This is a genomic window from Phaeobacter sp. LSS9 (assembly GCF_003443595.1).
GTDB lineage: Bacteria > Pseudomonadota > Alphaproteobacteria > Rhodobacterales > Rhodobacteraceae > Phaeobacter > Phaeobacter piscinae.
On the sequence record NZ_CP031956.1, the window covers coordinates 2,833,143 to 2,858,698 of the forward strand.

Annotated in this window: 15 protein-coding genes and 1 pseudogene; 6 read left to right on the top strand and 10 right to left on the bottom strand. The window is 63.2% G+C overall.

Annotated elements, in window-relative coordinates:
* The first annotated feature begins 122 nt into the window (after positions 1–122).
* The gene (locus tag D1820_RS13590; protein WP_118070214.1) at positions 123–5,432 is read left to right on the top strand and encodes an alpha-2-macroglobulin family protein; all 5,310 of its coding nucleotides are present in this window, start codon (positions 123–125) and stop codon (positions 5,430–5,432) included.
* 62 nt (positions 5,433–5,494) lie between these two features.
* Positions 5,495–7,519, top strand: a complete 2,025-nt coding sequence (gene pbpC / locus D1820_RS13595; protein ID WP_371311705.1) for a penicillin-binding protein 1C — start codon at positions 5,495–5,497, stop codon at positions 7,517–7,519.
* 34 nt (positions 7,520–7,553) lie between these two features.
* Here the strand turns inward: pbpC and D1820_RS13600 are convergent, their stop codons facing one another.
* The 4 genes and pseudogenes from D1820_RS13600 to D1820_RS13615 form a co-directional block, all read right to left on the bottom strand.
* Positions 7,554–9,614: a hypothetical protein gene (locus D1820_RS13600; RefSeq protein WP_118070218.1), complete on the bottom strand. Its 2,061-nt coding sequence runs from the start codon at positions 9,612–9,614 to the stop codon at positions 7,554–7,556.
* Between the two features lie 16 nt (positions 9,615–9,630).
* Positions 9,631–12,548, bottom strand: a pseudogene (locus tag D1820_RS13605) (DUF4159 domain-containing protein).
* Entirely contained in the window at positions 12,545–13,468 is a 924-nt protein-coding gene (locus tag D1820_RS13610; protein ID WP_118069425.1) for a DUF58 domain-containing protein, read from the bottom strand. The pseudogene D1820_RS13605 and the gene D1820_RS13610 overlap by 4 nt, the downstream one beginning before the upstream one ends.
* A complete protein-coding gene (locus D1820_RS13615; protein ID WP_118069426.1) occupies positions 13,465–14,472 on the bottom strand; it encodes a MoxR family ATPase in 1,008 nt (335 codons plus the stop codon). Before D1820_RS13615 ends, D1820_RS13610 begins: the two co-directional genes overlap by 4 nt.
* Positions 14,473–14,536: 64 nt before the next feature.
* Here D1820_RS13615 and D1820_RS13620 point away from each other — a divergent pair, with 64 nt between their 5' ends.
* The 3 genes from D1820_RS13620 (at position 14,537) to D1820_RS13630 (ending at position 16,602) form a co-directional block, all read left to right on the top strand.
* A complete protein-coding gene (locus D1820_RS13620; protein WP_205521382.1) occupies positions 14,537–15,154 on the top strand; it encodes a DUF1285 domain-containing protein in 618 nt (205 codons plus the stop codon).
* Between the two features lie 277 nt (positions 15,155–15,431).
* Complete coding sequence (locus tag D1820_RS13625; RefSeq protein WP_118069427.1) at positions 15,432–16,184, top strand: hydroxypyruvate isomerase family protein; 753 nt, start codon at positions 15,432–15,434, stop codon at positions 16,182–16,184.
* 148 nt (positions 16,185–16,332) lie between these two features.
* Positions 16,333–16,602 carry a DUF2798 domain-containing protein gene (locus D1820_RS13630; RefSeq protein ID WP_052465578.1) on the top strand — a complete coding sequence of 90 codons (270 nt, stop codon included), beginning with the start codon at positions 16,333–16,335 and terminating at the stop codon, positions 16,600–16,602.
* Positions 16,603–16,811: 209 nt separating this feature from the next.
* Here D1820_RS13630 and polA read toward each other — a convergent pair whose 3' ends face one another.
* From polA to D1820_RS13645, 3 genes are all read right to left on the bottom strand, one after another.
* On the bottom strand, positions 16,812–19,625 hold the full coding sequence (polA, locus tag D1820_RS13635) for a DNA polymerase I (RefSeq protein WP_118069428.1): 2,814 nt from the start codon (positions 19,623–19,625) through the stop codon (positions 16,812–16,814).
* Between the two features lie 240 nt (positions 19,626–19,865).
* Entirely contained in the window at positions 19,866–21,920 is a 2,055-nt protein-coding gene (locus D1820_RS13640) for an EAL domain-containing protein (RefSeq protein WP_096870353.1), read from the bottom strand.
* A 210-nt stretch (positions 21,921–22,130) separates the two neighbouring features.
* Positions 22,131–22,313, bottom strand: a complete 183-nt coding sequence (locus D1820_RS13645) for a zinc-finger domain-containing protein (protein ID WP_096870354.1) — start codon at positions 22,311–22,313, stop codon at positions 22,131–22,133.
* Positions 22,314–22,384: 71 nt separating this feature from the next.
* On the opposite strand from D1820_RS13645, the gene D1820_RS13650 reads away from it, so the two are divergent.
* The gene (locus D1820_RS13650) at positions 22,385–23,317 is read left to right on the top strand and encodes an ABC transporter ATP-binding protein (protein WP_118069429.1); all 933 of its coding nucleotides are present in this window, start codon (positions 22,385–22,387) and stop codon (positions 23,315–23,317) included.
* Positions 23,318–23,378: 61 nt separating this feature from the next.
* Here the strand turns inward: D1820_RS13650 and D1820_RS13655 are convergent, their stop codons facing one another.
* The 3 genes from D1820_RS13655 to D1820_RS13665 all read right to left on the bottom strand — a co-directional run bounded on the left by D1820_RS13655 (position 23,379) and on the right by D1820_RS13665 (position 25,366).
* Entirely contained in the window at positions 23,379–23,756 is a 378-nt protein-coding gene (locus tag D1820_RS13655; protein ID WP_118069430.1) for a hypothetical protein, read from the bottom strand.
* Positions 23,757–23,777: 21 nt separating this feature from the next.
* Positions 23,778–24,539: a DUF6478 family protein gene (locus D1820_RS13660; RefSeq protein ID WP_096870357.1), complete on the bottom strand. Its 762-nt coding sequence runs from the start codon at positions 24,537–24,539 to the stop codon at positions 23,778–23,780.
* 182 nt (positions 24,540–24,721) lie between these two features.
* The gene (locus D1820_RS13665; RefSeq protein ID WP_254683313.1) at positions 24,722–25,366 is read right to left on the bottom strand and encodes a hypothetical protein; all 645 of its coding nucleotides are present in this window, start codon (positions 25,364–25,366) and stop codon (positions 24,722–24,724) included.
* Positions 25,367–25,556: the final 190 nt, after the last annotated feature.

The window sequence follows — 25,556 nt, forward strand, 5'->3', positions numbered from 1 at the left end:
GCGGTTGGCTTGTTCAACCTTTAGTTGTTTTTGCTGATTCAATTTTTCCGGAAAATCGGTATGTCATTCAGCGAGATACCGATCATTTCGGGGCTGACCTTGGGCCACTGTTTGAAACCGATATGCGCAGCTGTGCGCGGGCCTGTTCGGCGCAACCAGACTGTGCCGGTTTTGCGTTCAACAGCCGCTCCAACGCCTGTTTTCCCAAATCCGCGATGGATCAGCCGTCTCCCTATGAGGGTGCGTTTTCGGCACTCAAACTGACCAGTAACCGCGCACAGAGGCAGGCGGCAGATGCGCGCGCCGCTGCCTTGCAGGGGCTGCAGGAAGATGATCTGGCGCAGGCGGCAAAACAGGCCCAGAACCTCGGATTACGCTTTCCCACCGGGGGTGCCAGCGTTGATGACCTGGTTGCGGCGGCACAGAGCGCGTCGCCCGCGACAGGCTTGCGTTGGATCGCGGAAGCGGTGGTGCTGAGTGACCGAAGCGATCTGTGGCTGGACTATGCCCGGCGGCTGATGCGTCAGGAGGCGCAAGGATCGGCGCAGCGGCGCGCCCATGAGGCGGCCCTTTCGGCGGCGCTCAACAGTTATCTGCGTGGCCCGGATGATGCCGCTGAGGCGCAGGCTCTGGCCACGGCGGCCAAGGCATTGGAACAGCTGGGGCGCGGGCGTGCTGCGCTGGCAGTTCTGCGGCTGGCGGCAGAGCGGGACAACAGCCCGAAACTGGCGGCCCGTCTGGACGACGCAATTGCCAAATATGGATTTCGGGTCACCGGAAGCCGGGTAGAAAGCGACAGCGCATCGCCCCGTATATGTGTCGAATTTTCCGAAGATTTGGCACCAAGCGGGGTCGCCTACGATGATTTCATCAAGCTGGCGGATCCGCGTCTGGTGGCTGAGTCGGCAGGGCGGGAGCTTTGCGTGGATGGGGTTGATCACGGCACCCGCTACCGGCTGACGCTGCGCCGGGGGCTGCCTGCCGGCAGCGGTGAGATATTGGCCAAGGATGTGACGCTGACCCACTATGTGCGGGATCGCGGGCCGAGTGTCCGCTTCTCCGGTCGGTCATACGTATTGCCCAAGGGCGATCAGGTGGCGGTGCCGGTGGAGACGGTGAATGCCACCACGCTGGAGCTGCGCCTGCGCCGTGTCAGTGACCGCAACCTGCTGCGCAGTCTGCAGGAGGACTACTTTGCCCGACCGCTGTCGCAGTGGCAGGAGGAACAGTTCGCCAGCGATATCGCCGAGGAGATCTGGAGCGGCACCGCCGAGGTTTCGCAGACATTGAACCAAACGGTGACCACGCGATTGCCGCTGGATCAGGCGCTGGCGGATCAACCGGTGGGGATCTACGCGCTGAGTGCGCAGCTGCCCGGCGCCGACCCTTATGAGAGCCCGGCCGCGACCCAGTGGTTTGTGCTGACCGATCTGGGGCTGAGTACGATGCTGGGCAGTGACGGGTTGCATGTGCAGGTGCAGGGGCTTTCCGATGCCGCGCCGCGTGCTGGTGTGCGGGTAGAGCTGATCTCCAACGCCAACGCCGTGTTGGGAACTGCGGTGAGTGATGCCGAGGGCTATGCGCATTTTGATGCGGGTCTGACGCGTGGACAGGGCGCGTCTGCTCCGGCTGTCCTGATGGCGCAGACGGGTGAGACGGGTGAGGCAGCCGCTGACTTTGCCTTTCTTTCGCTGCGGGATGCCGCCTTTGATTTGTCGGATCGGGGCGTTGAGGGGCGCGTGGCGCCCGGGCCGGTTGATGTGTTTTTGACCACGGATCGCGGCGCCTATCGTGCCGGAGAGGTGATCCATGCCACAGCCCTTGCCCGTGATGCGACGGCGCAGGCGATCGCGGGCCTGCCGTTGATCGCGGTTCTGACCCGCCCCGATGGGGTCGAATATGCCCGGCTGATTTCGGATCAGGGGGTGGCTGGGGGGCATGTCTTTGCGCTGCCGGTGGGAGAGACCGCGCCAGGTGGCACCTGGCGGTTGTCGATCCTGTCCGATCCAAAGGCACCGGCACTCGCTAGCCGACAGATTCTGGTTGAGGATTTTCTGCCTGAGCGCATTGATTTCACCCAGACTCTGACAGCCGCGACCGGGCAGGCGTTGCGCCCCGGTACCAGCAGCCCCTTGCGGATTGAGGCGCGGTATCTGTTTGGTGCGCCGGGCCGGGATCTCAGTATCGATGGCGAGGTCACGCTGCGCCCGGCGGATCAGGTGGCGGGCTGGGACGGCTACCGCTTTGGCCGCTACGACGATTTGGTATCCCCGCAAAGCCGCCATTTTGGCGGCGCGCGGACGGATGCGGAGGGGATCGGGACACTTTCGGTGGCACTGCCCGAGATTGAGGCGCTGGGGCAGCCGCTTGTCGCGGAGGTGACCACTCGTCTGAGTGATGGCAGCGCACGCCCGGTTGAACGGCAGCTGAGTGTCCCCTTGCAGCCGGACGGCCCGGTGATTGGCATCAAACCGCTGTTTGAGGATGTTGTCGCAGAGGGCGATGCGGCGCGGTTTTCCATTGTCGCGCTGGCTCCGGATGGCAGCCCGCAGGATATGTCGGTGACGTGGACGCTGAACCGGGTGGAAACGCGCTATCAGTGGTACCAGCTTTACGGCAACTGGAACTGGGAGCCCACGACCCGCCGAAGCCGTGTTGCAACCGGCGTGGCGCAGGTGAATGCCACCACGCCACTGGTACTGGACCAGCCTGTCGATTGGGGCAGATATGAGTTGGTGGTGGAGCATCAGGGCGTGCCTTATGTCGCGGCGTCCAGTGATTTCTATGCAGGCTGGTACGTCCCGGACGAAGGGGCGGATACTCCCGACCAGCTGGAGGTGTCCTTGGATCGTGACAGCTATGAGCCGGGGGATACCGCCCGCCTGCGCGTGGTGAGCCGCGCGGCCGGAACCGCGTTGGTGTCGGTGATGTCGAACCGGTTGATCAGCCGCCAGATGGTCGAGGTGCCTGTGGGGGAAACCTTGGTCCCGCTGAATGTTACCGCTGATTGGGGCAGTGGCGCCTATGTCTCTGCCATGGTGGTACAGCCGCTGATGGGCAAGGCGGATCAAAGCCCGACTCGGGCGCTGGGGCTGGCGCATGCAACGGTCACCCGGCCGGGACAGGAACTACAGGTGGCGCTGGACCTGCCCGGGGTGGCCCGGCCACGCAGGACCGAGTTGGCCAAGGTTGAGGTGCGCGGCGCCGCCCCCGGTGAAGAGGTCTGGCTGACACTGGCGGCGGTTGATCTGGGGATCCTCAATCTGACCGGATTTCAGAGCCCGGATCCATCGGCACATTACTATGGCCAGCGACGGCTGGGGATGGAGCTGCGCGATTTATACGGACGGCTGATTGAGACTGGCACCGGGGCGCTTGGCCGGGTGCGTTCGGGCGGGGATGCGGGCACGGGGATGCGGTTGCAGTCACCACCGCCGACGCAGGATCTGATGGCGGTGTTTTCCGGCCCGGTGAAGCTTGACGCGGAGGGGCACGCCGAGGTGCCGATCGCGCTGCCGCCCTTTAACGGAACGGTACGGGTGATGGCGGTGGCCTGGTCGCAGGGTGCGGTGGGTCAGGCTGCCGAAGACATGCTGGTCCGGGATCCGATTGTGGTCAGTGCATCGGCACCGCGGTTCCTTGCGCCGGGCGATAGCAGCCGGGTGCAGATCGAGGTCACCCATGCGGATGGCCCTGCTGGTCGGCTGGAGCTTGCGGCCCGCACCCTTGGAGCGGGGCTGGAGATCGGGGCGCTGCCTCAATCGCTTGACCTGGCGCCGGGCGGCAGCGAGACCGTGATCCTGCCGGTTGCGGCGCTGTCCGTTGGCGACCCGGAGATAGAGCTGACGCTGACAACGGCTGAGGGCGAAACCCTGATCCAGACCCTGCGCCTGCCGGTGCGGGCCAATAATCCAGCGGTTGCGACCACCCGCCGTTTCCAGTTGGCGGCGGGGAACAGTTTCCTATTCTCCTCTGACGTCTTTACCGGATTGCGACCGGAGGGCGCGCGGGCGGTGATGTCTGCCGGGCCACTGGCGCGATTTGATGTGCCGGGGCTGCTCAACGGGTTGGAGCTCTATCCCTATGGCTGCACCGAACAGGTGACCTCGCGCGCATTGCCGCTGTTGTATCTGTCATCGGTGGCAGAGGCCGCGGGACTGGGGAATGCGCCTGAGGTCACCGCAAAGATCGACAGCGCCATCCGGCAGGTGCTGGCGCGGCAGGCCAGCAACGGTGGCTTTGGCCTGTGGCGCGCCGAAAGTGGTGATTTCTGGCTGGATGCCTATGCCAGCGATTTTCTGAGCCGTGCGCGGGCGCAGGGCTATCAGGTGGCCGACACCCGGTTCCGTCAGGCGCTGGACAACCTGCGCAACCGGGTCAACTACGCGCCCGATTTTGACACGGGCGGCGAAGATATCGCCTATGCGCTGTTGGTTCTGGCCCGCGAGGGCGAGGCGGCAATGGGGGATCTGCGCTACTATGCGGATGTGAAGGCGGGCGATTTTGCCACGCCGCTGGCGGTGGCGCAGGTGGGGGCGGCTCTGGCAACCTATGGCGATCAGCGTCGCGCAGATCAGATGTTCGCCCGTGCCGCTGCGATGCTGCAAGGCGCTGATCCCGATCCAACCCTGTGGCGCGCCGACTATGGCAGCCTGCGCCGCGATCAGGCCGGGGTTCTGGCCCTGGCCAGTGAGGCCGGGTCTGACGCGGTGGACCGTCGCGCGCTGAGTGCGGGGTTGGTCGGGGAGGGTCGGGGGCTCTCCACACAGGAAAGCGCCTGGACGCTGATGGCGGCCCATGCGCTGATTGCTGGGGATGGCGGATCCGGGCTGCTGGTCAATGGGCAAGCCGCAGATGGCCCAATGGTTGAGGTGTTGGACGGTGGCCAAGATCAGGACCCGCTGGCGCTGACCGCTGCTTCCGGTAGGGATGTGGACATCACGCTGACCACGCTGGGTGTGCCGCTGGTTGCGGCCCCTGCGGGCGGAACCGGCTACAGCATCGAACGCAGGTATTATTCGATGGAAGGTGAGGCGCTGGCGCCGGATCAGTTCACCGTTGGCGACCGGTTTGTCACGGTGCTGCGGGTGGTTCCGTTTGAGCCGGTTGGCGCAAGATTGATGATCAGTGATCCGCTGCCTGCGGGGCTGGAGATCGACAACCCGAGCCTGCTGCGGTCCGGTGATGTGCGCGGCCTCGACTGGCTCACGCTGAGCGAGGCCCGCCATGCCGAGTTCCGTGCGGACAGGTTTCTAGCGGCGATCAACCTGCGGCGTGGGCGCGGTGGAGAGGCGGGCTCGCCTGTGACGCTGGCCTATGTGGCGCGCGCAGTCACGCCGGGCCTGTTCCATCATCCGGCGGCCTCGGTTGAGGATATGTACCGGCCTGCCTATCGCGCCCGCACCGCGACGGGCCGCGTCCAGGTCCGGTGATCCGTCTGTTGGCTCCGGCCTTGCGTCGTTTCCGGCGATGGCGTTGGATCACTGCGGCTTTGATGGGTCTATGTGCGGTCGCGGTGATCGGCGGTGTGGCCTTTGATGATTGGGTCGAGAAGACGCCGATGCCAGCGACGCTGGCGGAGACCGCGACAGAGGTTCGCGACCGCAACGGGCAATTGCTGCGAGCCTATCCGGTGGCGGATGGGATCTGGCGTATGGCTGTGACGGTGGATCAGGTCGACGCGGGCTATCGCGCGATGTTGCTGCGCTATGAGGACAAGCGATTCTATGACCACAGCGGTGTCGATCCGCTGGCGTTGTTGCGCGCGGCGGCACAGGCCCTGTGGCGGGGGCGGGTGGTCTCAGGCGGGTCAACGCTGAGCATGCAGGTGGCGCGGCTGTTGGAGGATGGCAGTACCGGGCGCTGGGCGGGCAAGCTGCGGCAGATCCGGCTGGCGCTGGCGTTGGAACGCCGCCTCAGCAAGGCGCAGATTTTAGAGCTGTATTTGATCCACGCGCCTTTTGGCGGCAATCTCGAAGGGGTGCGGGCGGCGAGCTATGCCTGGTTCGGCAAGGAGCCGTCGCGGTTGACCCCAGCCGAGGCTGCCCTGCTGGTGGCGTTGCCGCAGGCCCCTGAGGCGCGCCGCCCGGATCGCGCGCCGGAAAAGGCACGGTTGGCCCGCGACTGGGTGTTGCAGCGGATGCGTAATGCCGGGCTGCTGACGGCTGACGCAGCAGAGGCCGCAGCGCGGGCGCCGATGCCACGGCGCATGCGGGGTTTTCCACAGCTGGCGCCACATCTGGCGGATGATCTGGTGGCAGATACACCGGAGCAGGCGCGGATTGATCTGACCCTTGAGGCGGGACTGCAGCAGCGTCTGGCGCAGCTTCTGGCGCAGAGTGTGGCGCGGCAGGATGCGAGGCTCTCTGCGGCGGTGCTGGTGGCGGACCACCAGAGCGGCGAGATCCTCGCCTCTGTCGGATCGTCCGGGTACCGCGATGATCTGCGGCAGGGGTTTGTCGATATGACACGCGCCCCACGGTCCCCCGGATCGACGCTGAAACCGCTGGTTTACGGTCTTGCCTTCGATCAGGGGCTGGCCCATCCGGAGACACTGATCCACGATGGTCCGATTGATATTGATGGCTATGCACCGCAGAATTTCGATGGCCGCTTTCGGGGGGATCTGCGAATCCGGCGGGCGCTGCAGCTGTCGCTGAACACACCGGTGATACAGCTGATGCAGGCACTGGGCCCGGCGCGGCTGATGGCGGCGTTGCGGCGGGGCGGCGCGCACCCCCGGTTGCCCGGCGGCAAGCCAGGGCTGGCGGTGGCGCTCGGTGGGGTCGGCGTGTCGCTGCGGGATCTGGTGCAGGTTTACGCGGGGCTGGCGGCTGGTGGGCAAGGCCCCCGGCTAAGGGCGCGTCTGGATGCCCCTTACGAGCGGATGCCGCGTCTGATGAGCAAGGTTTCTGCCTGGCAGATCGGCGATATTCTACGCGGTGTGCCGCCTCCCGCCGGGGCGCCTGCGGGTATGCTGGCTTATAAAACAGGCACATCCTACGGCCACCGCGATACCTGGGCGATCGGATGGGATGGCCGCTATGTGGTGGGTGTCTGGCTGGGGCGGGCGGATGGCACACCGGTGCCGGGAGCCTTTGGTGCGGAACTGGCGGCGCCCCTGCTGTTTGAGGCCTTTGGGCGGATTGGTCGCGGATTTACCCCCTTGCCAGCGGCGCCTGCCTCGACCCTGCGCGTTGCGACGGCGGAGTTGCCGCTGCCATTGCAGCGCTTTGACAGGGGGAGTGTTGGTGGTCCACCCGGCGCGCGGCTGCAGCTGGCCTTTCCTCCGGATGGGGCGGCTCTGCTGCTGGCGGAGGGCGGGCAGATGACCCTGCGGATCAAGGGCGGCGAGGCGCCGTTTCTGGTGCTGGCCAATCAGACGCCTGTGGTGACCGGTGCCCGCCGTCGCAGCATCGACCTGTCAGGGCTGGACCGTGGGTTTTCAACGCTGGTTGTGGTCGACCGTAACGGCCGGTCGGATCAGGTGCGGGTGCGCATCACCCGCCCGGACGAGTAATTCTCAGCGCACTGTCAGGCCCCGGAATGTGGGATCAGCGCCGCCCCTCGCGCAGCCACCCTGCGATGATCGCGGCGCTGGCCATCAGCAGAACCAGCCAAGCGGGCAGCAGCGGCGTCTGCCTGACCGAAATGGTGCGATAGGCGTCACGTGGCGTCAGGCCGATCCAGCCGCGCCCTGCTGCAACACGTCCGACACGTATATTGCGCAGGCTGGGAATACCGTCGTGCAAGGCCCGCACGCCGCCGCGTGTCTGGGCCACAGCGGCGGCCATGACCTCCCTCGTGGCGATGGTCTGTTCAAATTCGCGCGGGGCCGCAGGGCCGAGGCCGATCACGGTGGATTGCTCCCCTTCCTCCAGCCGGTAGAGGCCGGGTTCCGGTCCCTCATAGCGGCCTTCCCACCGGCCGGGTGCGGTCTGGGTCAGGGGGACCGTGGCGGTGCTGCCATCCGGAGTGGTGATGGTGACCTCGCCGACATCCGCGTCGAGACTGCGGCGCTGGATACGCATGCGCTGGCCGGTGGCCTCGGCGGAGAGGACATCCTCCTCCAGCTCGGGCTCTTTCATCATCCAATGGGCCAGACGGCGCAGCAGTTCCAGCTGCGGGCCGCCGCCCTCATATCCCCGGCTCCAGAGCCAGGCATGATCAGAGGCCAGGAGCGCCACACGCCCTTCCTCAACGCGGTTCAGCACAAGCAGGGGGCGGGCGTCGACGCCGCTCATCAAAACATGGCCTTCGGGCACGTCGACTTCGATCTGGCGCAGCCAGCGGCCCCAATCAGCGGCGCCGGTCAGGTCAGCGGTGACAGGATGGCGCTGGCCGAGATCGGTGATCTCGGGCCGGTAGGCCCGTTCCAAGACGCGCGCCGAAGGGCTGGCGGGCAGAATACTGGAGAGCGGTGAGCGATAGATACTGTCGGCGCTGGCAAAATCCGGCCCTGCGGCGACGAGAACAGCGCCACCGCGCTGCACGTAGTCGGCCACATTGTCGAGATAGATCGCGGGCAGAATGCCACGGCGTTTGTAACGGTCAAAGATGATCAGATCGAAGTCGTTGATTTTCTCCAGAAACAGCTCCCGCGTGGGGAAGGCAATCAGCGACAGCTCATCTACCGGCACGCCATCCTGTTTTTCCGGCGGGCGCAGAATGGTGAAATGCACAAGATCCACGGCGCTGTCGGATTTCAGCAGATTGCGCCAGGTGCGCCCGCCGGGATGCGGCTCACCCGAGACCAGCAACACACGCAGGCGGTCGCGGACGCCGTTGATCTGGACCAGCGCGGCATTGTTGCGATCCGTCAGCTCGCCCTCGGCGGTGGGGACGGTGAATTGGATCACGTTGCGCCCCCCATGAGGCAGCGTCAGCGGCAGATCGAAATCGACGCCAACCGGCAGGTTGAAGCGCTGTGGCTCGGCGCCACCGATGGAAATTGCCAGTTCCGCCAGTGCGCCCGCAGGCGGGGCGTCGCCCTGATCCTCGATCCTGAGGGTCAGGGTCACCGGTTCGCCGATGATGGCAAAACTCGGGGCGTTCTTCACGATCAGCCGCCGGTCCCAATCACCGGGGCGGCCGGTCAGCAGCAGATGCAGCGGGGCCGGCAGGGCCGGGGTTTGTGCAATGTCATGGATCTGACCATCGCTGAGCGCAATGATCCCGGCGACCCGTCCACGTGGCACATTGGCCAGCGCCTCTGCCAGCGCGCCCATCAGGAGGGTGCCGCTGTTGTCGCTGCGCCCTTCGCGGGCGGGCACGTTGTCGATCGGAATCCGACGGACCTCGGTATTGGCCCGCTGGGCGAGGGCAGCTTCCAGCGCGGTCACGGCGGTGCTGGTCTGCTCGCGGCGGTCGGAAAGGGACTGGCTGGCGGTTTTGTCCTCCAGCACCAGCACGATATCATTGAGCGGGGCGCGGTCCTCAATCTGATAAACCGGACCGCTGAGGGCGCCGATCAGGACAAGGGCTGCAAGGGCACGCAGGGGCCATCCGGCCAAGCGTTTCCAGACCGCGAGACTAAGCACGACCGTGGAAAGGGCTGCCAGCAGCCAGATCACCGGCCAGGGGACCAGCGGGTCGAAGAGGATGGTCTGCGTCATATATCCAGCCTCATTATCATTGCCCCAACCGATCAAGCAGAGCCGGGACATGCACCTGATCGGATTTGTAATTCCCGGTCAGCACATGCATCACCAGATTGACACCAAAACGGTAGGCCAGTTCACGCTGACGCTCGCCCGCGTAGCCGCGCCCAACCGGCAGCAGGGGGCGGCCATTGTCGTCCACGGCCCAGGCGGCGGCCCAATCGTTGCCGCCGATCACAACCGGTGTCACACCGTCATTGAGGTTGCGAAATGGGATGCCCTCGACCTGTTGCGCGTCAGCGGGCGCTGCTTCTACCCAGACGGCGCCGCGGCTGTGACGCCCGGGGAAATCTTGCAGCAGATAGAATGCGCGCGTTAGCACATGGTCGGCGGGCAGTGGCTCCAGCGGAGGTACATCCAGCCGCAGGGCGAGCTGTTGCAGGCGGCGCCCGGCGGGGCTGCTGGCGCCAGCGCGGGTCAGATCGGCATCGCGGGTGTCAAAGAGGATCATCCCACCGGTGCGCAGATAGGTATTGAGCCGGTCATAGGCCGCACCCGAGGGCATCGCCTGATTGGCAGTCACGGGCCAGTAGAGCAGAGGGTAGAAGGCCAGCTCGTCGCGTTCCAGATCAACAGCTGCGGGCGGTGCGGGCTCGACCGAGGTGCGGAAGCGCAGCGTGTTTGACAGCCCCTGCAGACCGTCGCGGGCCAGCTGATCGACCTGCGGATTGCCGGTCAGTACATGGGCCAATGTCAGCTCGGCTGCCCGCTCTGCCGCCACGGCATCGGCTGCGGGATCAGATGGGGGGGAGGGGGTTACCTCCTCAATCGCAGTGGCGTTGCCCTGGGCGTGGCTGCGCATGTCGTGACCGGGGGTGATGACCCAGACAGAGGTGGCCAACAGCAGCAGCGAGGTCAGGTTGCGGATGGTGTTCGCGGAGGTCCGGGTCTGACGCGCCAGAAGCCCGGAGAGCAACAGCGCCGCAATCACATCAAGGGCCAGCAGGATGAGGGCGAGGCTGATCAGCAGGCCGCCCAGCGGGCGTTCGGGGGAGGCTCCATAGCCGTTGACAGGGACGCTGAGCGGCCACTGCGTCGGGGTCAGCTGATCCTCAGCGCGCATCACGTTGCGGGCGATCCGCCGATCGCTGTTTTGATAGAGCCCCGGTTGCAGCTCAGGTCCGGCAGGGGCGGCGATCAGGTCCGGCCCGGCCACACCGGGGAGGGCATCAGCATCGGAGAGCGCGCCGAAACCGTCCAGCACCTGAAGCGGCGCCCATGTGGTGCCGTCCAGATCGACGGCCTCCGCCGGTTTGGAGCCTGAGGAAATCGCCAGCCGCTCCATCATTTGCACAAACAGGCCGGAGAGCGGCAGGCTGCTCCATTCCGCATTGGCGGTCACGTGAAACAATACGATCTGGCCATTGCCCAGCGGCTTGCGGGTGACCAGCGGTGTGCCGTCGGAAAGTTCCGCAATCACCCGCTCTGCCAGTGAGGGGTCGGGTTGGGCGACCACTTGCGAGCTGACGGTGACGTCAGGGGGAATGTTCAGTCCAAAAAAGGGAGAGTCTTCGGCAAAGGGGGCGAGGGTTTTTGGCTCTCCCCAACTCATGGCGCCACCGATGCTGCGGCCCCCAATCCGCAGGCGCACGGGCAACAGCGGTTCCTCATCGGTGCGGGCGGTATCGCTTGCAGCCAGTCGCGGACCGGCGAACCGCAGCAGCAGCCCGCCGTCAGAGGCCCAATCCACCACTGCCGCCTCCTGATCGGGGGGCAGACGGGCGGTGTCGGTAAGGACAATCACGTCGGGATTGGCGGGCAGAAGATCGCTTAGCCCGCCCTCCAGCAGGTCAGCGGTCGGTGCCAGCGCCTGGCGCAGATAGTGCAGTGGCGAGAGGAGGGCGAGCCCTTCGTTGCCGCTTTGGGCTGAGATCAGTGCCACTTCGCGGCGGCGCAGCCCATCATCGGCGAGCGATACGGCCCCGGCGCTGCTTTGGCCCTGCAGCTCAAACAGGCGGATGCGCGCGCGCAGCTCTGCCGGCAGAGACAGGCGGGCGGTGGCTTCGCTGCCGTCGGCGGAGGTGCTGTCCGGGTCGGCAAAATCCACGGTCACCGAGCCGAGGGTGCGCATGGTGCCGCCCGGGTCTGGCCCCTTGGCAAGGACAGTCACGGTTTGATCCGTACCTGCGCCAAGGGATGTTGTTACAGCCCCGTCACCTGAGGTGGCCTGCGGGCCGCGGCGAGCGACGGTGATTTCCATTGCGCCATCCACATAGACAACCGGGCGTAGCGCCAGCCGGGGGTGGCATGTTCATAAACGGTCAGCCTGCCGCGTTGGCGCAGCGCCGCCAGCAGATCGTCGCGGCCGGCATACTCCAGTCCGTCGCTGAACCAGAGGCTGTCAAACTCGCCCTCAATGGCATCTATCTGGGTCCGGGCGCGGGCCAGTTGCTCTGGCGTGGGCTGCCAGGCTTGCGGGGGCTCACCGATGATCTGACGACGCCAGCTTGCCGCGCTTTGGAACTGAGGCGCCTGAGGTGCGGTCAGGCGCAGCACGGCGACGGGGCGATCCGCGCGTCCGGCCTCAGCCAGAAGATGGTCGATTTCCTCTCGGGTGCGGTCCCAGTCCGGGGCACCGGCCCAGCTGCCATCCAGCACCACCAGCAACGGGCCGCGCCCTGTCGGGGTCGTGGTAGGGTTGAGAACCGGCCCGGCCAGTCCGACGATGGCGGCCGCCACCGCCAGCAGTCGCAGCAGCAACAGCCACCATGGGGTGCGATCCGACAGGCTGTCGTCATCGCGCAACCCCAAAAGCAGGGTGACCGCCGGAAACAGGCGTTTGCGCGGGGCGGGGGGCACCGCCCGCAACAGCAGCCACAACAGCGGCAGCGCCAGAAGCGCCAGCAGCAGCCAGGGGGCCGAAAAGCCGATGCCGGCAATGGTCGTCATGAGCCGCTTCTTTCCATGGCGTGAAACAGCCACATCAGGGCCGCCTGCGCGCTATCGCCTGTGTGATGCGTGCCCAGACGCCAGCCTGCCGCGCGGCACAGATGATCCAGCGCGTCGCGTCGTTCGGCAAGCCGATCAAGATAGCGCTGTTTGAGGGCACCAGCCTTCAGCGTTTCATGGCGCAGCCCGCCGCCGACGCTTTCGAAAATGGTGCGCCCGTCGAAGGGAAATTCCTCCTCCGCCGGATCAAGCACCTGCATCAGCACGCCGTGAACCCCGCGGTCTGCGGCCTTGGCCAGTGCCTGTTCCAGCGGTGCGAAGGGGCCTAGAAAATCGGAGAGAAACAGCACCCGCGCGTGTGGCAGCATGGCGCGATCTTCGGGTGGGGTATAGTCGCCGTCGTCATCTAGGCTGAGTGCGTCGGCCAGCCGCAGGATCTGGGCATTGCCGCGTCGGGGCGGCAGGCGGCCACCGGTGAGACCGACACGTTCCCCCGCTCTTAGCATCATCACGGAGGCGGCCAGTCCGAGCAGTCGGGCGCGGTCAATTTTCTGCGGCAGCGCCGGGGTGGAGGCAAAGCGCATGGACGCGCCCTGATCGACCCAGAGGTGCACCGTCTGGGCGATCTGCCATTCCCGTTCACGTACGAACTGCTGATCTCCCTTGGCTGACCGGCGGTGATCAATCATGCGGCGGCTGTCCCCGGCCTGCACCGGGCGGTATTGCCAGAAATCATCGCCCATGCCGGCACGACGGCGGCCATGTTCGCCCAGAAGCACGGACCCGGCCAATTGCTGCGCCCGAACCAGAAGTGGCGGGAAGCGACTGGCGGCACTTTCTGCGCGGTGGCGCAGATCTGCTGCGGGGCCTTGGCCGCTGCCCGCGGGTCCGTCTGGCTGAGGGGAGCGCGCCTGTGTCACGCGGCGACGCCGGGTCGTGCCAGGGTCTCGGCTGTGGTGGTGATCAGATCAGTCAGGCTTTCGCCACGGGCGCGGGCGGCGAAGTTCAGCGCCATCCGGTGGCTGAGCACGGGCTGCGCCATATCCAGCACATCATCGGCATTGGGGGCGAGGCGCCCCTGCAGCAGCGCGCGGGCCCGCACCGCCAGCATCAGCGCCTGTGCCGCCCTTGGCCCCGGGCCCCAGGCGACGGTCTGCTGCACCCGTTCAGAGGCGGTGGGATCCTCCGGGCGGAAGGCACGGACCAGATCCAGAATCATCTCTACCACGCTGTCCCCCACGGGCATCCGGCGCAGCAGGGTCTGTGCCGTCATCAGATCATCCGCAGTGAAGACCTGATGCGCGCTGCCCTCTTCAACCCCGGTGGTGGCCAGAAGAATGTCGCGTTCGGTCTGGCGGGTCGGATAGGGGACATCAATCTGGAATAGAAAGCGGTCCAGCTGCGCCTCTGGCAGAGGATAGGTGCCTTCCTGCTCAATCGGGTTCTGCGTGGCCAGCACGTGAAAGGGGGTGCCAAGGGGACGGTCGGCACCTGCGACGGTCACCATACGTTCCTGCATCGCCTGCAACAGTGCCGATTGTGTACGCGGACTGGCGCGGTTGATTTCATCCGCCATCAGCAATTGGCAAAAGACCGGCCCCGGCACAAAGCGAAAGGCACGACTGCCGTCCTTGGCGGTATCCAGCACCTCTGAGCCCAGAATATCGGCGGGCATCAGATCCGGGGTGAACTGCACCCGGTTGCCTGCAAGCCCCATGACCGTAGACAGGGTTTCCACCAGCCGGGTCTTGCCCAGTCCGGGCAGACCGATCAACAGCCCGTGGCCACCGCACAGCAGGGCGCTCAGCGTCAGATCGACCACACGCTCCTGACCGATAAAGCGCCGGGTGATAGAGGACCTGGCCTGTGTCAGCTTGTCTTCAAGCGCTTCAATCTCGGCCAGCAGATCGTCGGGTTCGGACATGACTTTCCCTTCACGGCGAATATATAGTGATACTGTATCGCGTTGACAGAAAATGGCAAAAGCAATGAGCGGACAAAATCCCGTGACTTCCGGCAGCAACACCCCCGAAACAGGATCAGAACCCCCCAGCGCCGAGGGGCTGGCGGCTGCGGCCAAGACGGCGAGCAAAGGCGGGCTGCCGCCTGTGCATCTGTGGAATCCGCCGTTCTGCGGGGACCTGGACATGCGGATTGCCCGTGATGGCACCTGGTTCTACCTCGGCACCCCAATCGGGCGGTTTGAACTGGTGAAGCTGTTTTCCTCCATTCTGAAGCTGGAAGACGGCAAGTATTTCCTTGTTACGCCTGTCGAAAAGGTTGGCATCACGGTGGAGGATGCTCCCTTTGTCGCGGTGGATTTCGAGGTGGACGGCACCGATGAGGCGCAGGTGCTGCGGTTTGAAACCCATGTTGGCGACAGGGTTGAGGCCGGGCCTGCGCATAAAATCCGCGTGGTGCGGGACGAAGAGACAGGTGAGCCAGCACCTTATGTGATGGTGCGGGCGGGTCTGGAGGCGCTGATTGATCGCAAGAGCTTTTACCGGCTTGTGGAGCTGGGGTGTCACCGGGACGGATGGTTTGGTCTGTGGTCGGCTGGTGCGTTCTTTGGCATCATCCCATCGGATGAGCTGCCGGACGACTGACCCTGACCCAGATCGTAGTGTCGTCGGCAGAGCGCTGCCGGTCGTACAGCGATGCGGCGGGAAGCCGCTGATCCAGTTGAGTGTATTGTAAAATTAGCGAAAATTCTTGTGAAAACCTGCTCAAAATCGGTGGAGATCTGAGGCAGATTGAAGCGGTGTGATCCTGGATGGGGCAATGGTGAACTTGGCGGGGGCTGAGCGGAGCCATTGAGATGAGACCGTCCGGCACATGTCTATTTGGCCGCCAATCGGGGGTGGCTCCAAAGGAGGTTTTCCAATGCCGAAATTTGCGGCCAATATTTCATTGCTGTTTGCGGAATTGCCCTATCTGGACCGTTTTCCTGCAGCCGCGCGGGCCGGGTTTGAAGCGGTGGAAATCCTGTTTCCCTATGAGTTGGCTGCGAAAGAAACTCAGCGGGCCTTGTTGGCCAATGGGCTGGAGCTGCTGCTGATCAACGCACCGCCCCCGAACTATACTGGTGGGATGCCGGGCTATGCGGCGTTGCCGATGGGGGCGGATCGGTTTCAACGCGATATCCGGCGGGTGCTGCGCTATGCGGAGGTGCTGCGGCCCGGTATGATCCACATCATGGCCGGTTATGCCAAAGGCGATGTGGCCAAAGACACGCTGATCCGCAATCTGCAATGGGCCGCCGACTATGCGCCCGGACAGCAATTCACCATAGAACCGCTGAACAGCGGTGATCAGCCGGGGTATTTTCTGGATGACTACAATCTCGCGGTTGAGGTGCTGGAGGCCGTGGACCGCAAGAACGTCGGCCTGCAATATGATGCCTATCACGCGCAGCTGATCCATGGGGATGCGGTCAAGGTCTGGGAGGCCTTTGGCGACCGGGCAACCCATGTTCAGATCGGCGCCGCGCCCGGGCGATGTGAGCCAGGAACCGGACCGGTGGATTTCGAACGGCTCTTCGCGGCGATTGACGAAAGCGGCTATGAGGGCTGGGTCAGTGCCGAATATACCCCAAGTACCAAACGGACAGAAGACAGTCTGGCCTGGATGGGCTGACGGAGGTCGCATCCGGGTACGCCAGTCACTGTCAGGATGGAATGGCTGCGGCCACAGGTCCGGTTGCGGTGTCATAACATATTCGCGAATTGAAATGTGACTGACCGCAGGGCATAAGGCGGTATTCGATCCAAGACTGGAGACCATCATGTTCCCTGCGCGATTCGCCCCTGTCCTGTTTGGACTGATCCTGTCTGGCGTTATGTCCTGCATCGTCACAGGTGTTGCCACGCTAAAGGCGGTTGGCCTGAGCGCAGAGGCGCCGGGGCTCTGGATGTCGGCCTGGAGTTTCGGCTGGCCGGTGGCCTTCGTCGTTGTGCTGGGGGTGGCACCTGCGGTGCGCCGATTGGTGGCCTGGATGGTGAAGCCGCCTGCGGAAACAGCCAGCCCCGCAGGACCTCCCAGCGTAAAAGACTAGCATCGCAGGCCAATGGGCGCGCTCCTCCAGCCCGTCATCTCAGCATCAAAGATGCCGGTCTTCCCGTTGCGCCAAGCGCCATGCCGGGGCATGGCGCGTTGCGGACCCGGCCGATGACTGGCCTTGCCCGGTCAGGCCTGGATCACGCCGCTGCCGCCCCGATCAAAAGGAGCGGAAGCCAGCCATGTCGGTGCGAGGGGGCAGGCCGCTTAGTGGGCTTCTGCCCAGTTCTGGCCCCTGCCGGCATCCACCACCAGTTTCACGTCCAGATGAACCGCCGGGTCTGCCGCGGTTTCCATCACGCGACGGGCGGTTTCGATGGTGTCCTCAACCGCGGCTTCTGGCACCTCGAACAGCAGTTCGTCGTGCACCTGCAGCAGCATCCGTGCAGGCAAGTGAGCGATGGCAGCAGGCATCCGGATCATCGCGCGGCGGATCACATCGGCTGCGGTGCCTTGGATTGGCGCATTGATTGCGGCGCGTTTGGCAAAGCCGGCGCGTGGTCCCTTGGCGGAGATCTCCGGCGTGTGGATCTTGCGCCCGAACAGGGTTTGCACATGACCGTGCTCCTTGGCGAAGGCAACCGTCTCATCCATATAGCGGCGAATGCCGGGGAACCGCTCAAAATAGCGGTCGATGAAGCCCTGCGCCTCGGCCCGTGGAATGCGCAGATTGCGAGCCAGACCGAAGCCGGAAATGCCGTAAATTACGCCAAAGTTGATCGCCTTGGCCTGTCGGCGGATGTCCGGTGTCATCTCCTCCAGCGGGACGTTGAACATCTCTGACGCGGTGAGGGCGTGAATATCCTGCCCCTCGGCAAAGGCCTGTTTGAGGGTATCGATCCCGGCGACATGGGCGAGGATACGCAATTCAATCTGGCTGTAGTCCAGCGCCAGCAGCACATTGCCCTCCTCCGGAACAAAGGCCTCGCGGATGCGGCGTCCTTCCTCGGAGCGGATGGGGATATTCTGCAGGTTGGGATCGGTCGAGGCCAGACGCCCGGTGTTGGCCCCGGTCTGCACATAAGAGGTGTGAACGCGCCCGGTTTCGGCGTTGATATGATCCTGAAGCGCATCGGTATAGGTCGATTTCAGCTTGCTCAGCTGGCGCCAGTCCAAGACCAGACCCGGCAGAGCGTGTTCGGTGGCGAGATCCTCAAGAATATCCGCCCCGGTGGCATAGGCCCCGGTCTTGCCCTTCTTGCCCCCCTCCATGCCAAGCTTATCAAACAGAATCTCGCCCAGCTGTTTGGGGGACCCGACGTTGAAGCTTTGGCCGGCCAGCTCATGTATTTCGGCCTCCAGCCCAGCCATTTTCTGGGCAAAAGCGTTGGACATGCGCGACAGCGTATCGCGATCTACCTTGATACCCTCGCGCTCCATCCGGGCAAGCACGGGCACCAGCGGGCGTTCCAGCGTCTCGTAGACCGTGGTGACGCCCGCCTGATGCAGCTGTGGTTTGAACAGCTGCCACAAACGCAGGGTGATATCGGCGTCCTCAGCGGCATAGGCGACGGCATCGTCGATCGGCACGCGGTCAAAGGTGATTGCGGATTTGCCGGTGCCCAGCAGCGGTTTGATCGGGATCGGCGTGTGGTTCAGATAGCGTTCCGACAGCGTGTCCATGCCGTGCCCGTGCTGGCCTGCGTGCATCGCATAGGACATCAGCATCGTGTCATCGATTGGCGCCACATCGATGCCCCGGCGGGCAAAAATCTTGGCGTCATATTTCATATTCTGGCCAATCTTGAGGATACTGTCGTCCTCAAGCACGGGCTTTAGCATATCGAGTGCGTCCTGCAGCGGCATCTGCCCGTCCGCCAGATCGTCCGAACCGAAGAGATCATCACTGCTGCCGGATTTATGAGTGAGCGGGATGTAGCAGGCGCTGCCCGGTTCCACGCAGAGCGAGATGCCCACAAGATCCACCACCATCTCGTCAAAACCAGTGGTTTCCGTGTCCACCGCCACCCAGCCGCGTTCGCGGATCTGGGTCACCCATTTTTTCAGCGCCTCGGCGTCACGGACGCATTCATAGCTGCCGCTGTCGAAGGGCATATCCGCCACAGTTGGCGCCTCGGCGGTGTCAGCGCTTTGCGCGGGGGCGTCGACAATAGCTGGCGCCTCTTTGCCCAATTGATCGGCGACACGCTTGGACAGAGTGCGAAATTCCATCTCAGCCAGAAAGTCGAGCAGCTGGTCCGCATCGGGGTCGCGCACGCCCAGATCATCCAGTGTGAAATCCAGCTCCATATTGTTGTCCAGCTGGACGAGCTGCTTTGACAGTTCGATTTGCGCGCGGTTCTCGATCAGGGTTTGGCGGCGCTTGGGCTGTTTGATCTCCTCAGCGCGGTTCAGCAGGTCCTCCAGCGAACCGTATTCGTTGATCAGCAGAGCGGCTGTTTTGATCCCGATCCCCGGCGCGCCGGGCACGTTGTCAACCGAGTCGCCGGCAAGCGCCTGGACATCCACCACACGGTCCGGACCGACACCAAATTTCTCGAAGACACCATCGCTGTCGATGCGCTTATTCTTCATCGCGTCCAGCATTTCGACCCCACCGCCGACCAGCTGCATCAGATCCTTGTCAGAGGAGATAATCGTCACCTGGCCGCCTGCATCGCGGGCCTGGCAGGCAAGCGTGGCGATAATATCGTCGGCCTCGAACCCTTCCTGTTCCTTGCAGGCAATGTTGAACGCTTCGGTGGCGGTGCGGGTCAGCGGAATCTGCGGGCGCAGATCCTCGGGCATGGCTTCGCGGTTGGCCTTGTATTGATCATAAAGATCATTGCGGAAGGTGTGCGATCCCTTGTCGAAAATCACCGCAACATGGGTTGGCGCGTCCGGGCCGGTGTTGCCCTCAACATAGCGGTGCAACATGTTGCAGAAGCCCGCCACAGCGCCGATGGGCAGCCCATCAGATTTGCGGGTGAGGGGCGGCAACGCGTGATAGGCGCGAAAGATGAAGGCCGATCCGTCGATCAGATGCAGGTGGCAGCCGGTGCCAAAGGGGGGGGTTGTCATGGCCGATGCTCCGGTGTTTCGCGTTGTCCCCGTTATCGGTGATCGCGCGAGCGAGAGCAATTGCCGTTTCGTGTCTGTCGTGGCGCCGTCAAACGCGCAAGGCGCATTTCGCTGTCATGAGAGAGTGCCGCTGATGGTGATCCCGCTGCCATATGGGATGCGGTGAAATCCAGCATCGCGGCAAGGGCGCAGAGTTGCGCTGGCCCCGGTGCTGTGGCGATCACATTCAGAGGTTTGGCCTCAGGCGGTTTTCTTTTTCGGCTGATGTGCTTGCACGACTTCGCGCATTTCGTCGCGGGTCATTGGCTTGCCGAAATAGAACCCCTGAACCGAAGAACATTTTTCCACGCGCAAAAACTGCAGCTCGTCTTCGACTTCGACACCTTCGGCCAGCACGGGGATGTTCAATGCCGCGCCGAGCAGCAGGGTCGAGCGTACAATGGCCGCCCGCTGGGCGTCGTTATGCACATTCTGAACGAAGCTCTGATCGATCTTGATCTTGTCGAAAGGGAATGTCTGCAGCATCGCGAGCGAGGAATAGCCGGTGCCAAAATCATCCATGGCAATGCGCAAACCCATGGTCTTGAGTTGCTGCATGACCTTCAGCGTATGGACCTGATCATCGATGATGCTGGCCTCGGTGATTTCCAGTTCGAGCCGTTCGGCCGGCAGGCCGGTTTCCAGCAGGATGTCCGAAACATGTTCAACAAAGGACGGCTGCATCAACTGCTGCGGAGCGACATTGACGGCGATGTTGAAACTCCCCGGCCAACTGCTGGCCTCCTGACAGGCCGTGCGCAGAACCCAGAGACCGATATCACGAATCAAGCCTGTCTCCTCAGCAATCGGGATGAATGTGTCCGGAGAAATCCGGCCTTTCGTGGGGTGATTCCAGCGCAGCAGCACCTCAAAACCGACGGGTGCGAGGGAACTGAGATCGTTCTGTAGCTGATACACCAGTTCGAACTGATCCCCTGCGATACAGGCCTGCCGAAGATCGCTGACCAGTTCCAGACGCGCGCGGTTGTGTTTCTCCATCTGGGCGTTGAACAGGCAGATATGCCGGTCGGCATCCGCCTTGGCACGATACATCGCCACGTCCGATTTATGCAGCAGGTCACGGATATCGCGCCCGTCTTCCAGGCTGGTGGCAACGCCGATCGCGACCCCGATAATGGCCGATGTGTTGTCAAAATCCACCGGTTCCACGGTGAGCGCATGCAGCCGTTCGGCGAAGGCCAGTACCTGATCGACCCGGCGGAACCCCTGTTTCAGAGCGACAAATTCATCCCCGCCGACGCGGGCGATAAACTCGTCTTTTTCCAGCACGGAGTTGAGCCGGTTTGCCACCGTCGTCAAAACCGAGTCTCCGGCAGAATGCCCGTAGAGATCATTGATCTCTTTAAAAAGATTGAGATCCAGGGTCAGCACGGCCACGCGCTCTGTCTCGTCGCGTTCCAGCAATTCGGTCAGGCTGGCCATTTTGCGCGTCAGGGCCATCCGGTTGGGCAGGCCGGTCAACGGGTCATGCAACGCTGCGTGCTGCAGCTGATTGCGGGCCTCGCTCTCCATATTGGTTTCAATGCTCAGTGCCGCAAAACCGATCATCAGGATGATCGCCATCGTGCCCAGCACGAACAAGCCAAGTGTCGCGTCAGAAATCACTTCCGGCGGGACGGAATAGAGCGGGCTGAGTTGCACTGTGATCGCCGACATCCCGGTGAAATGCATGGCGCAGATCGTCAGTGTCATCAGGCCAACTGCGACAATCCAGTGCCGCCCGGTTGCATAGCGTGTCAGATATTCATAGGTCGCCACCCCCAGCGCCGCGCCGAGCAGAATTGACGAAATCAAAGGGGTGGTTTGCCAGACGATTTCGCCCGGTAGCAAATACCCACTCATCCCGAGATAGTGCATTGTTGAAACGCTGAGACCAAACATCGCGCCGCTGGCCGCAACCCGATAGTTGGTCGAATGTGCAAATGCATAGACGCCATTCGTCATGAGCATGCCCACAACGGCAGCCGCAAGCGATACCCCGGTCAGCAGCGGGTCATACCCATGCGCATAGCCGGGATCAAAGGCGAGCATGGCGATGAAATGGGTGGTCCAGACGGTGCCGCCGCTGATCAGGCTGGTGAGAGCGAGTTGGACGAGCTTGCGCGTGCCCGCCGTCCGGCCGAGGCGCTGGGTCATCTGTACCGACAGGCAGGAACCGATGACGCAGACAAGCGCAGCCACGGCCACAAGGCCCAGGCTGTGTTCTTGCGTAATGCATTGAACGACGCTGTACATCTCAATCTCCGGTAGTAGCAGATACACCCTCTATGCTGTGCACCATCATCGTAAAGAAACCGCTACCATGCCCTGATCGTTGCAGTCTTGATGCTTCAAATTCGCTACAACCGGCGTCTATTTTTGATGGTGGGCCTGAGAATATGCGCATACGAAAAACGCCGCCAAGGTTGGCGGCGTCTTGTCAGAATAGAGAGGCGTGGCAGGCCGTTACGCTTGCTTGTCCACAGCGTCCTTATGGATGAATTTGCAATCGCAATAGGGGCATTCGACAAAGCCTTCGGCCTCGGGGATTTGCAGGTAGACCCGCGGATGTCCCAGCGCACCTTCGCTGCCGTCGCAGGCGACGCGGTAGCTGTCCACGATCTTGGTTTCCGGCGCTTCGATGGTCATCTCTGGCGGTCCTCTTGGTTATCAGTTAGTGGCTTTTATGAGCCAAGGGAAAACCGGGGGCAAGGGCCGCAATGACTGAGGACGCAATCCGTATCGAAGGTTTGCAGAAAACCTACAAGGGCCGCAGGGGGCAACCTGCCAAAGAGGCGCTGAAAGGCGTGGATCTGAGCATTCCGCGCGGATCAGTCTTTGGTCTTCTCGGCCCCAATGGCGCCGGCAAATCCACGATGATCAACCTCCTGGCCGGGCTGGTGCTGAAAACCGCAGGGAAGGTGACGATCTGGGGGTTCGATCAGGATGAAAACCCCCGCCAGTCCCGTGCCTCCATCGGGGTAATGCCGCAGGAGTTGAACCTGGATCCGTTCTTCAGCCCGCGTGGGGCGCTGGAGGTGCAGGCCGGATTGTACGGGGTGCCGAAATCCGAACGCCGCAGTGATGATATTCTGCGCATGGTGGGGTTGGAGGACAAGGCGCATGCCTACGCCCGGACCCTATCGGGCGGAATGCAGCGGCGGTTGCTGCTGGGCAAGGCGCTGGTTCATCATCCCAATATCCTGGTGCTGGATGAACCAACGGCAGGTGTGGATATCGAATTGCGCCAAATGCTGTGGGAGAATATCCGCATGCTGAACGCGCAAGGCATGACCATCATTTTGACCACGCATTATCTCGAAGAGGCCGAGGAAATGTGTGATGAAATCGCTATCATCAATCAGGGTGAGCTGGTGGCGCGTGACACCACGGCAAATCTGCTGGGACGGTTGGATGCAAAGGCGATGGTGGTCCACCCGGCGCATCCGGTGACGACATTGCCGGTGGGCGATGGGATCGCATCGGAGCTGCGCAGCGATGGTGCGGTGATCCTGCGCTACCACGGCAATCAGACAAGCGCAGAAGAGGTCTTGTCGGCGGTACGTGAGGCCGGGATTTCGATCCGGGACGTTAAAACCGAAGAGGCCGATCTGGAAGATGTGTTTCTGGCGCTGACAAAATCGCGGAGCTGATGGCGCGGTGGCGCGTCAGCATCCTACCCTTGTTAGAGCCTAGTTTTCCTCGTGCGAGCCGTCATTGTGTTTCGACGCAGTGACGGCGGAAGGCACGTTTCAGCATGTCGAGCTCGGCGCGCAGCAGTTCCACCTCAACCCGCAGATCATCACCGGTCAACTCGCCGCAGATGAGGGTGAAATCGCCGAGCTTTGCATTGCTCGTCAGATCATAAATCACAAAACTCTGGACACCATCGGCAATCGCTTCGGTTGGAATTGGAATGGTGAGGGACCATTCGTTGGCGGTGTCACTTTCCTCAAGGGTGACATTTGGCACCAGACGGTCCAGGTGCCGCACCTCAATCGCAGGCATGGCGCCAGCAGCTCCTGCACCTGCGATCCGCCCCTCCCACAGGCCGTCGCGAAAACGAATTTTGGTCAATGTCAGCTGGCTCATGTCGGGCCTTTCGAAGGTGGATTACAGACTGGCGCGGCGACTGCGGGATAAGGTGAGATCGCGCAGGGTCACCTGGTTCATTTCCGGAGCTTCGAAGATCAGCTCCAGCCACAGCCGCTCGACGCGTTTTTCGTTCAGGTCGGCGTAGGCGAGGTCATATTCGACATGGGTTCGCTTGTCGCCCATAGGCATCTCACGCACCATCTGTTCGGTGTTCGGGCCATGCTTGATGTTGAGCCGGGCGAAAATTTCTATCGGGTTTTCGGTTTCCACCGTGCAGTCCACCCGTAACAGATGATCGCGGCTTAGCCCGTGGGTCACCTCTTGCGGCAGCTCAATGACCAGCGACAGGAATGAGCCGTCAAAGCGGAACACATCGAGGCGGACGCCATAGGGGGCGAGGTCTTCCTCGCGGTTATTGCGCAGCTGGCGCAGGGTGAGTTCCGAGACGGCACAGTCATGAAACAGCTGCACCTCATCACCGAGCCGGGTCTTGCTGGGAACCGCGGAGGCACCGGGAACAGGCAGCGGGCCGCGCCAGAGTTCCGGACGCCAGCCCCAGTCTGTGCCATGGGGGCGCGGAAAGGCGTTGGAGCCGATTTGCGGCAGTGCCAGTCGACTTTCGGCAATATGAATCAGTCGATCGAGATGCAGGCGCAGTGTTCTGGCGCGATTGCGCTGCTCTCTCAACCGGCTGAGTGACGCTTTGGGAGCCTGTTGCGCAAGGCGTCGCCATCGCTTCAGCACGCGTTTGAATAGCAGCTTTTCGATCGTCCTGCCCATAGGCTCAATATCCTGTCCTGCGCCCTGTCATTTTTGGCGCGATGCAACACCTAGCGACATGCGCATTGTTTTTTCTGACCCTAGCCAAAGCGATGGGCGCTGACAAACCTCCGGACCGGTAATCTTGCCGGGCGATGGTCTTGGCGAGGGCGCCGACCTGTTTGCAGCCGGTATACTGGTCACTATTGCGCGGGGGCATCGGGGCTGGGGGGCAGATCTGCAGTTACGGAGGCTTCAAGCGTTTTTGCGGTCAACTCATTCAGCAGTCGGGCGCCGCGCCCGCCGAGGTTGCGACTGCCGCCGGGGGCATAAAGCGCAAGCGCCACCAGTTGATCGTTCAGCACAAAGGCACCGCGCCAATGGACCGGGCTGGCGCCTCGGGCGCGGTGATCCGGCATGTTCAGTTTGACCAATGGCAGCATCATATCTTCCCGCTCTGTCAGCAGCCGCGCGCCGGGCGCATTTTTCAACAGATCCGCGCTGGTCAGGGCTTCATCCGCCGGCCCGGCGGGTCCAACAGCGACCGTAATCAAGGCGCGGTTGCGGCCTGACCGGCCGGGGCGCAGGCTGGAGCAGGGGACCACGATGGCAAAGCCCCCTTCGGCCCGGTGGCCGGTCATGCGGGGATCGATGCAAAATCCGGTTGGCGGAACCAGGTGAATGGTGTCGCTGGCAAAGCTCATGCGGGTGATATCGCCGGGTTGAGGATCAGCAGTACCCGCGACCAGTGATGCGCCGGTTCTGGCAGTGCATCCCGCCAGCGCGAGAGGGGTGACCACCATCAGCGCCAGTCGTGCCAGCCCGCATCGCCTGATCGCTGATGACATCCGCTGTGCGCTACTGCAAAACCACTGTGCAAAGGCGGTAGAAAAGCCACAGTTGGATCTGCTCGCTTGAATAGAGACATACCCGTTTTCCGCTTGTCGTTCAGCCTGCTCTCCATCCTGAATAGGTGCTTTCTTTCCGTTGCTTACGATGGTCACAGTGGTCTCTGCCTGTCGTTGTCTTGCTCACCCT

Bases quoted from the DNA above. Each gene is read 5' to 3' on its own strand.
- D1820_RS13590 (WP_118070214.1), top strand. From the start codon at position 123: ATGCGCAGCTGTGCGCGGGCCTGTTCGGCGCAACCAGACTGTGCCGGT.
- pbpC (WP_371311705.1), top strand. From the start codon at position 5,495: ATGGGTCTATGTGCGGTCGCGGTGATCGGCGGTGTGGCCTTTGATGAT.
- D1820_RS13600 (WP_118070218.1), bottom strand. From the start codon at position 9,614: ATGACGCAGACCATCCTCTTCGACCCGCTGGTCCCCTGGCCGGTGATC.
- D1820_RS13615 (WP_118069426.1), bottom strand. From the start codon at position 14,472: ATGTCCGAACCCGACGATCTGCTGGCCGAGATTGAAGCGCTTGAAGAC.
- D1820_RS13620 (WP_205521382.1), top strand. From the start codon at position 14,537: ATGAGCGGACAAAATCCCGTGACTTCCGGCAGCAACACCCCCGAAACA.
- D1820_RS13625 (WP_118069427.1), top strand. From the start codon at position 15,432: ATGCCGAAATTTGCGGCCAATATTTCATTGCTGTTTGCGGAATTGCCC.
- D1820_RS13630 (WP_052465578.1), top strand. From the start codon at position 16,333: ATGTTCCCTGCGCGATTCGCCCCTGTCCTGTTTGGACTGATCCTGTCT.
- polA (WP_118069428.1), bottom strand. From the start codon at position 19,625: ATGACAACCCCCCCCTTTGGCACCGGCTGCCACCTGCATCTGATCGAC.
- D1820_RS13640 (WP_096870353.1), bottom strand. From the start codon at position 21,920: ATGTACAGCGTCGTTCAATGCATTACGCAAGAACACAGCCTGGGCCTT.
- D1820_RS13645 (WP_096870354.1), bottom strand. From the start codon at position 22,313: ATGACCATCGAAGCGCCGGAAACCAAGATCGTGGACAGCTACCGCGTC.
- D1820_RS13650 (WP_118069429.1), top strand. From the start codon at position 22,385: ATGACTGAGGACGCAATCCGTATCGAAGGTTTGCAGAAAACCTACAAG.
- D1820_RS13655 (WP_118069430.1), bottom strand. From the start codon at position 23,756: ATGAGCCAGCTGACATTGACCAAAATTCGTTTTCGCGACGGCCTGTGG.
- D1820_RS13660 (WP_096870357.1), bottom strand. From the start codon at position 24,539: ATGGGCAGGACGATCGAAAAGCTGCTATTCAAACGCGTGCTGAAGCGA.
- D1820_RS13665 (WP_254683313.1), bottom strand. From the start codon at position 25,366: ATGTCATCAGCGATCAGGCGATGCGGGCTGGCACGACTGGCGCTGATG.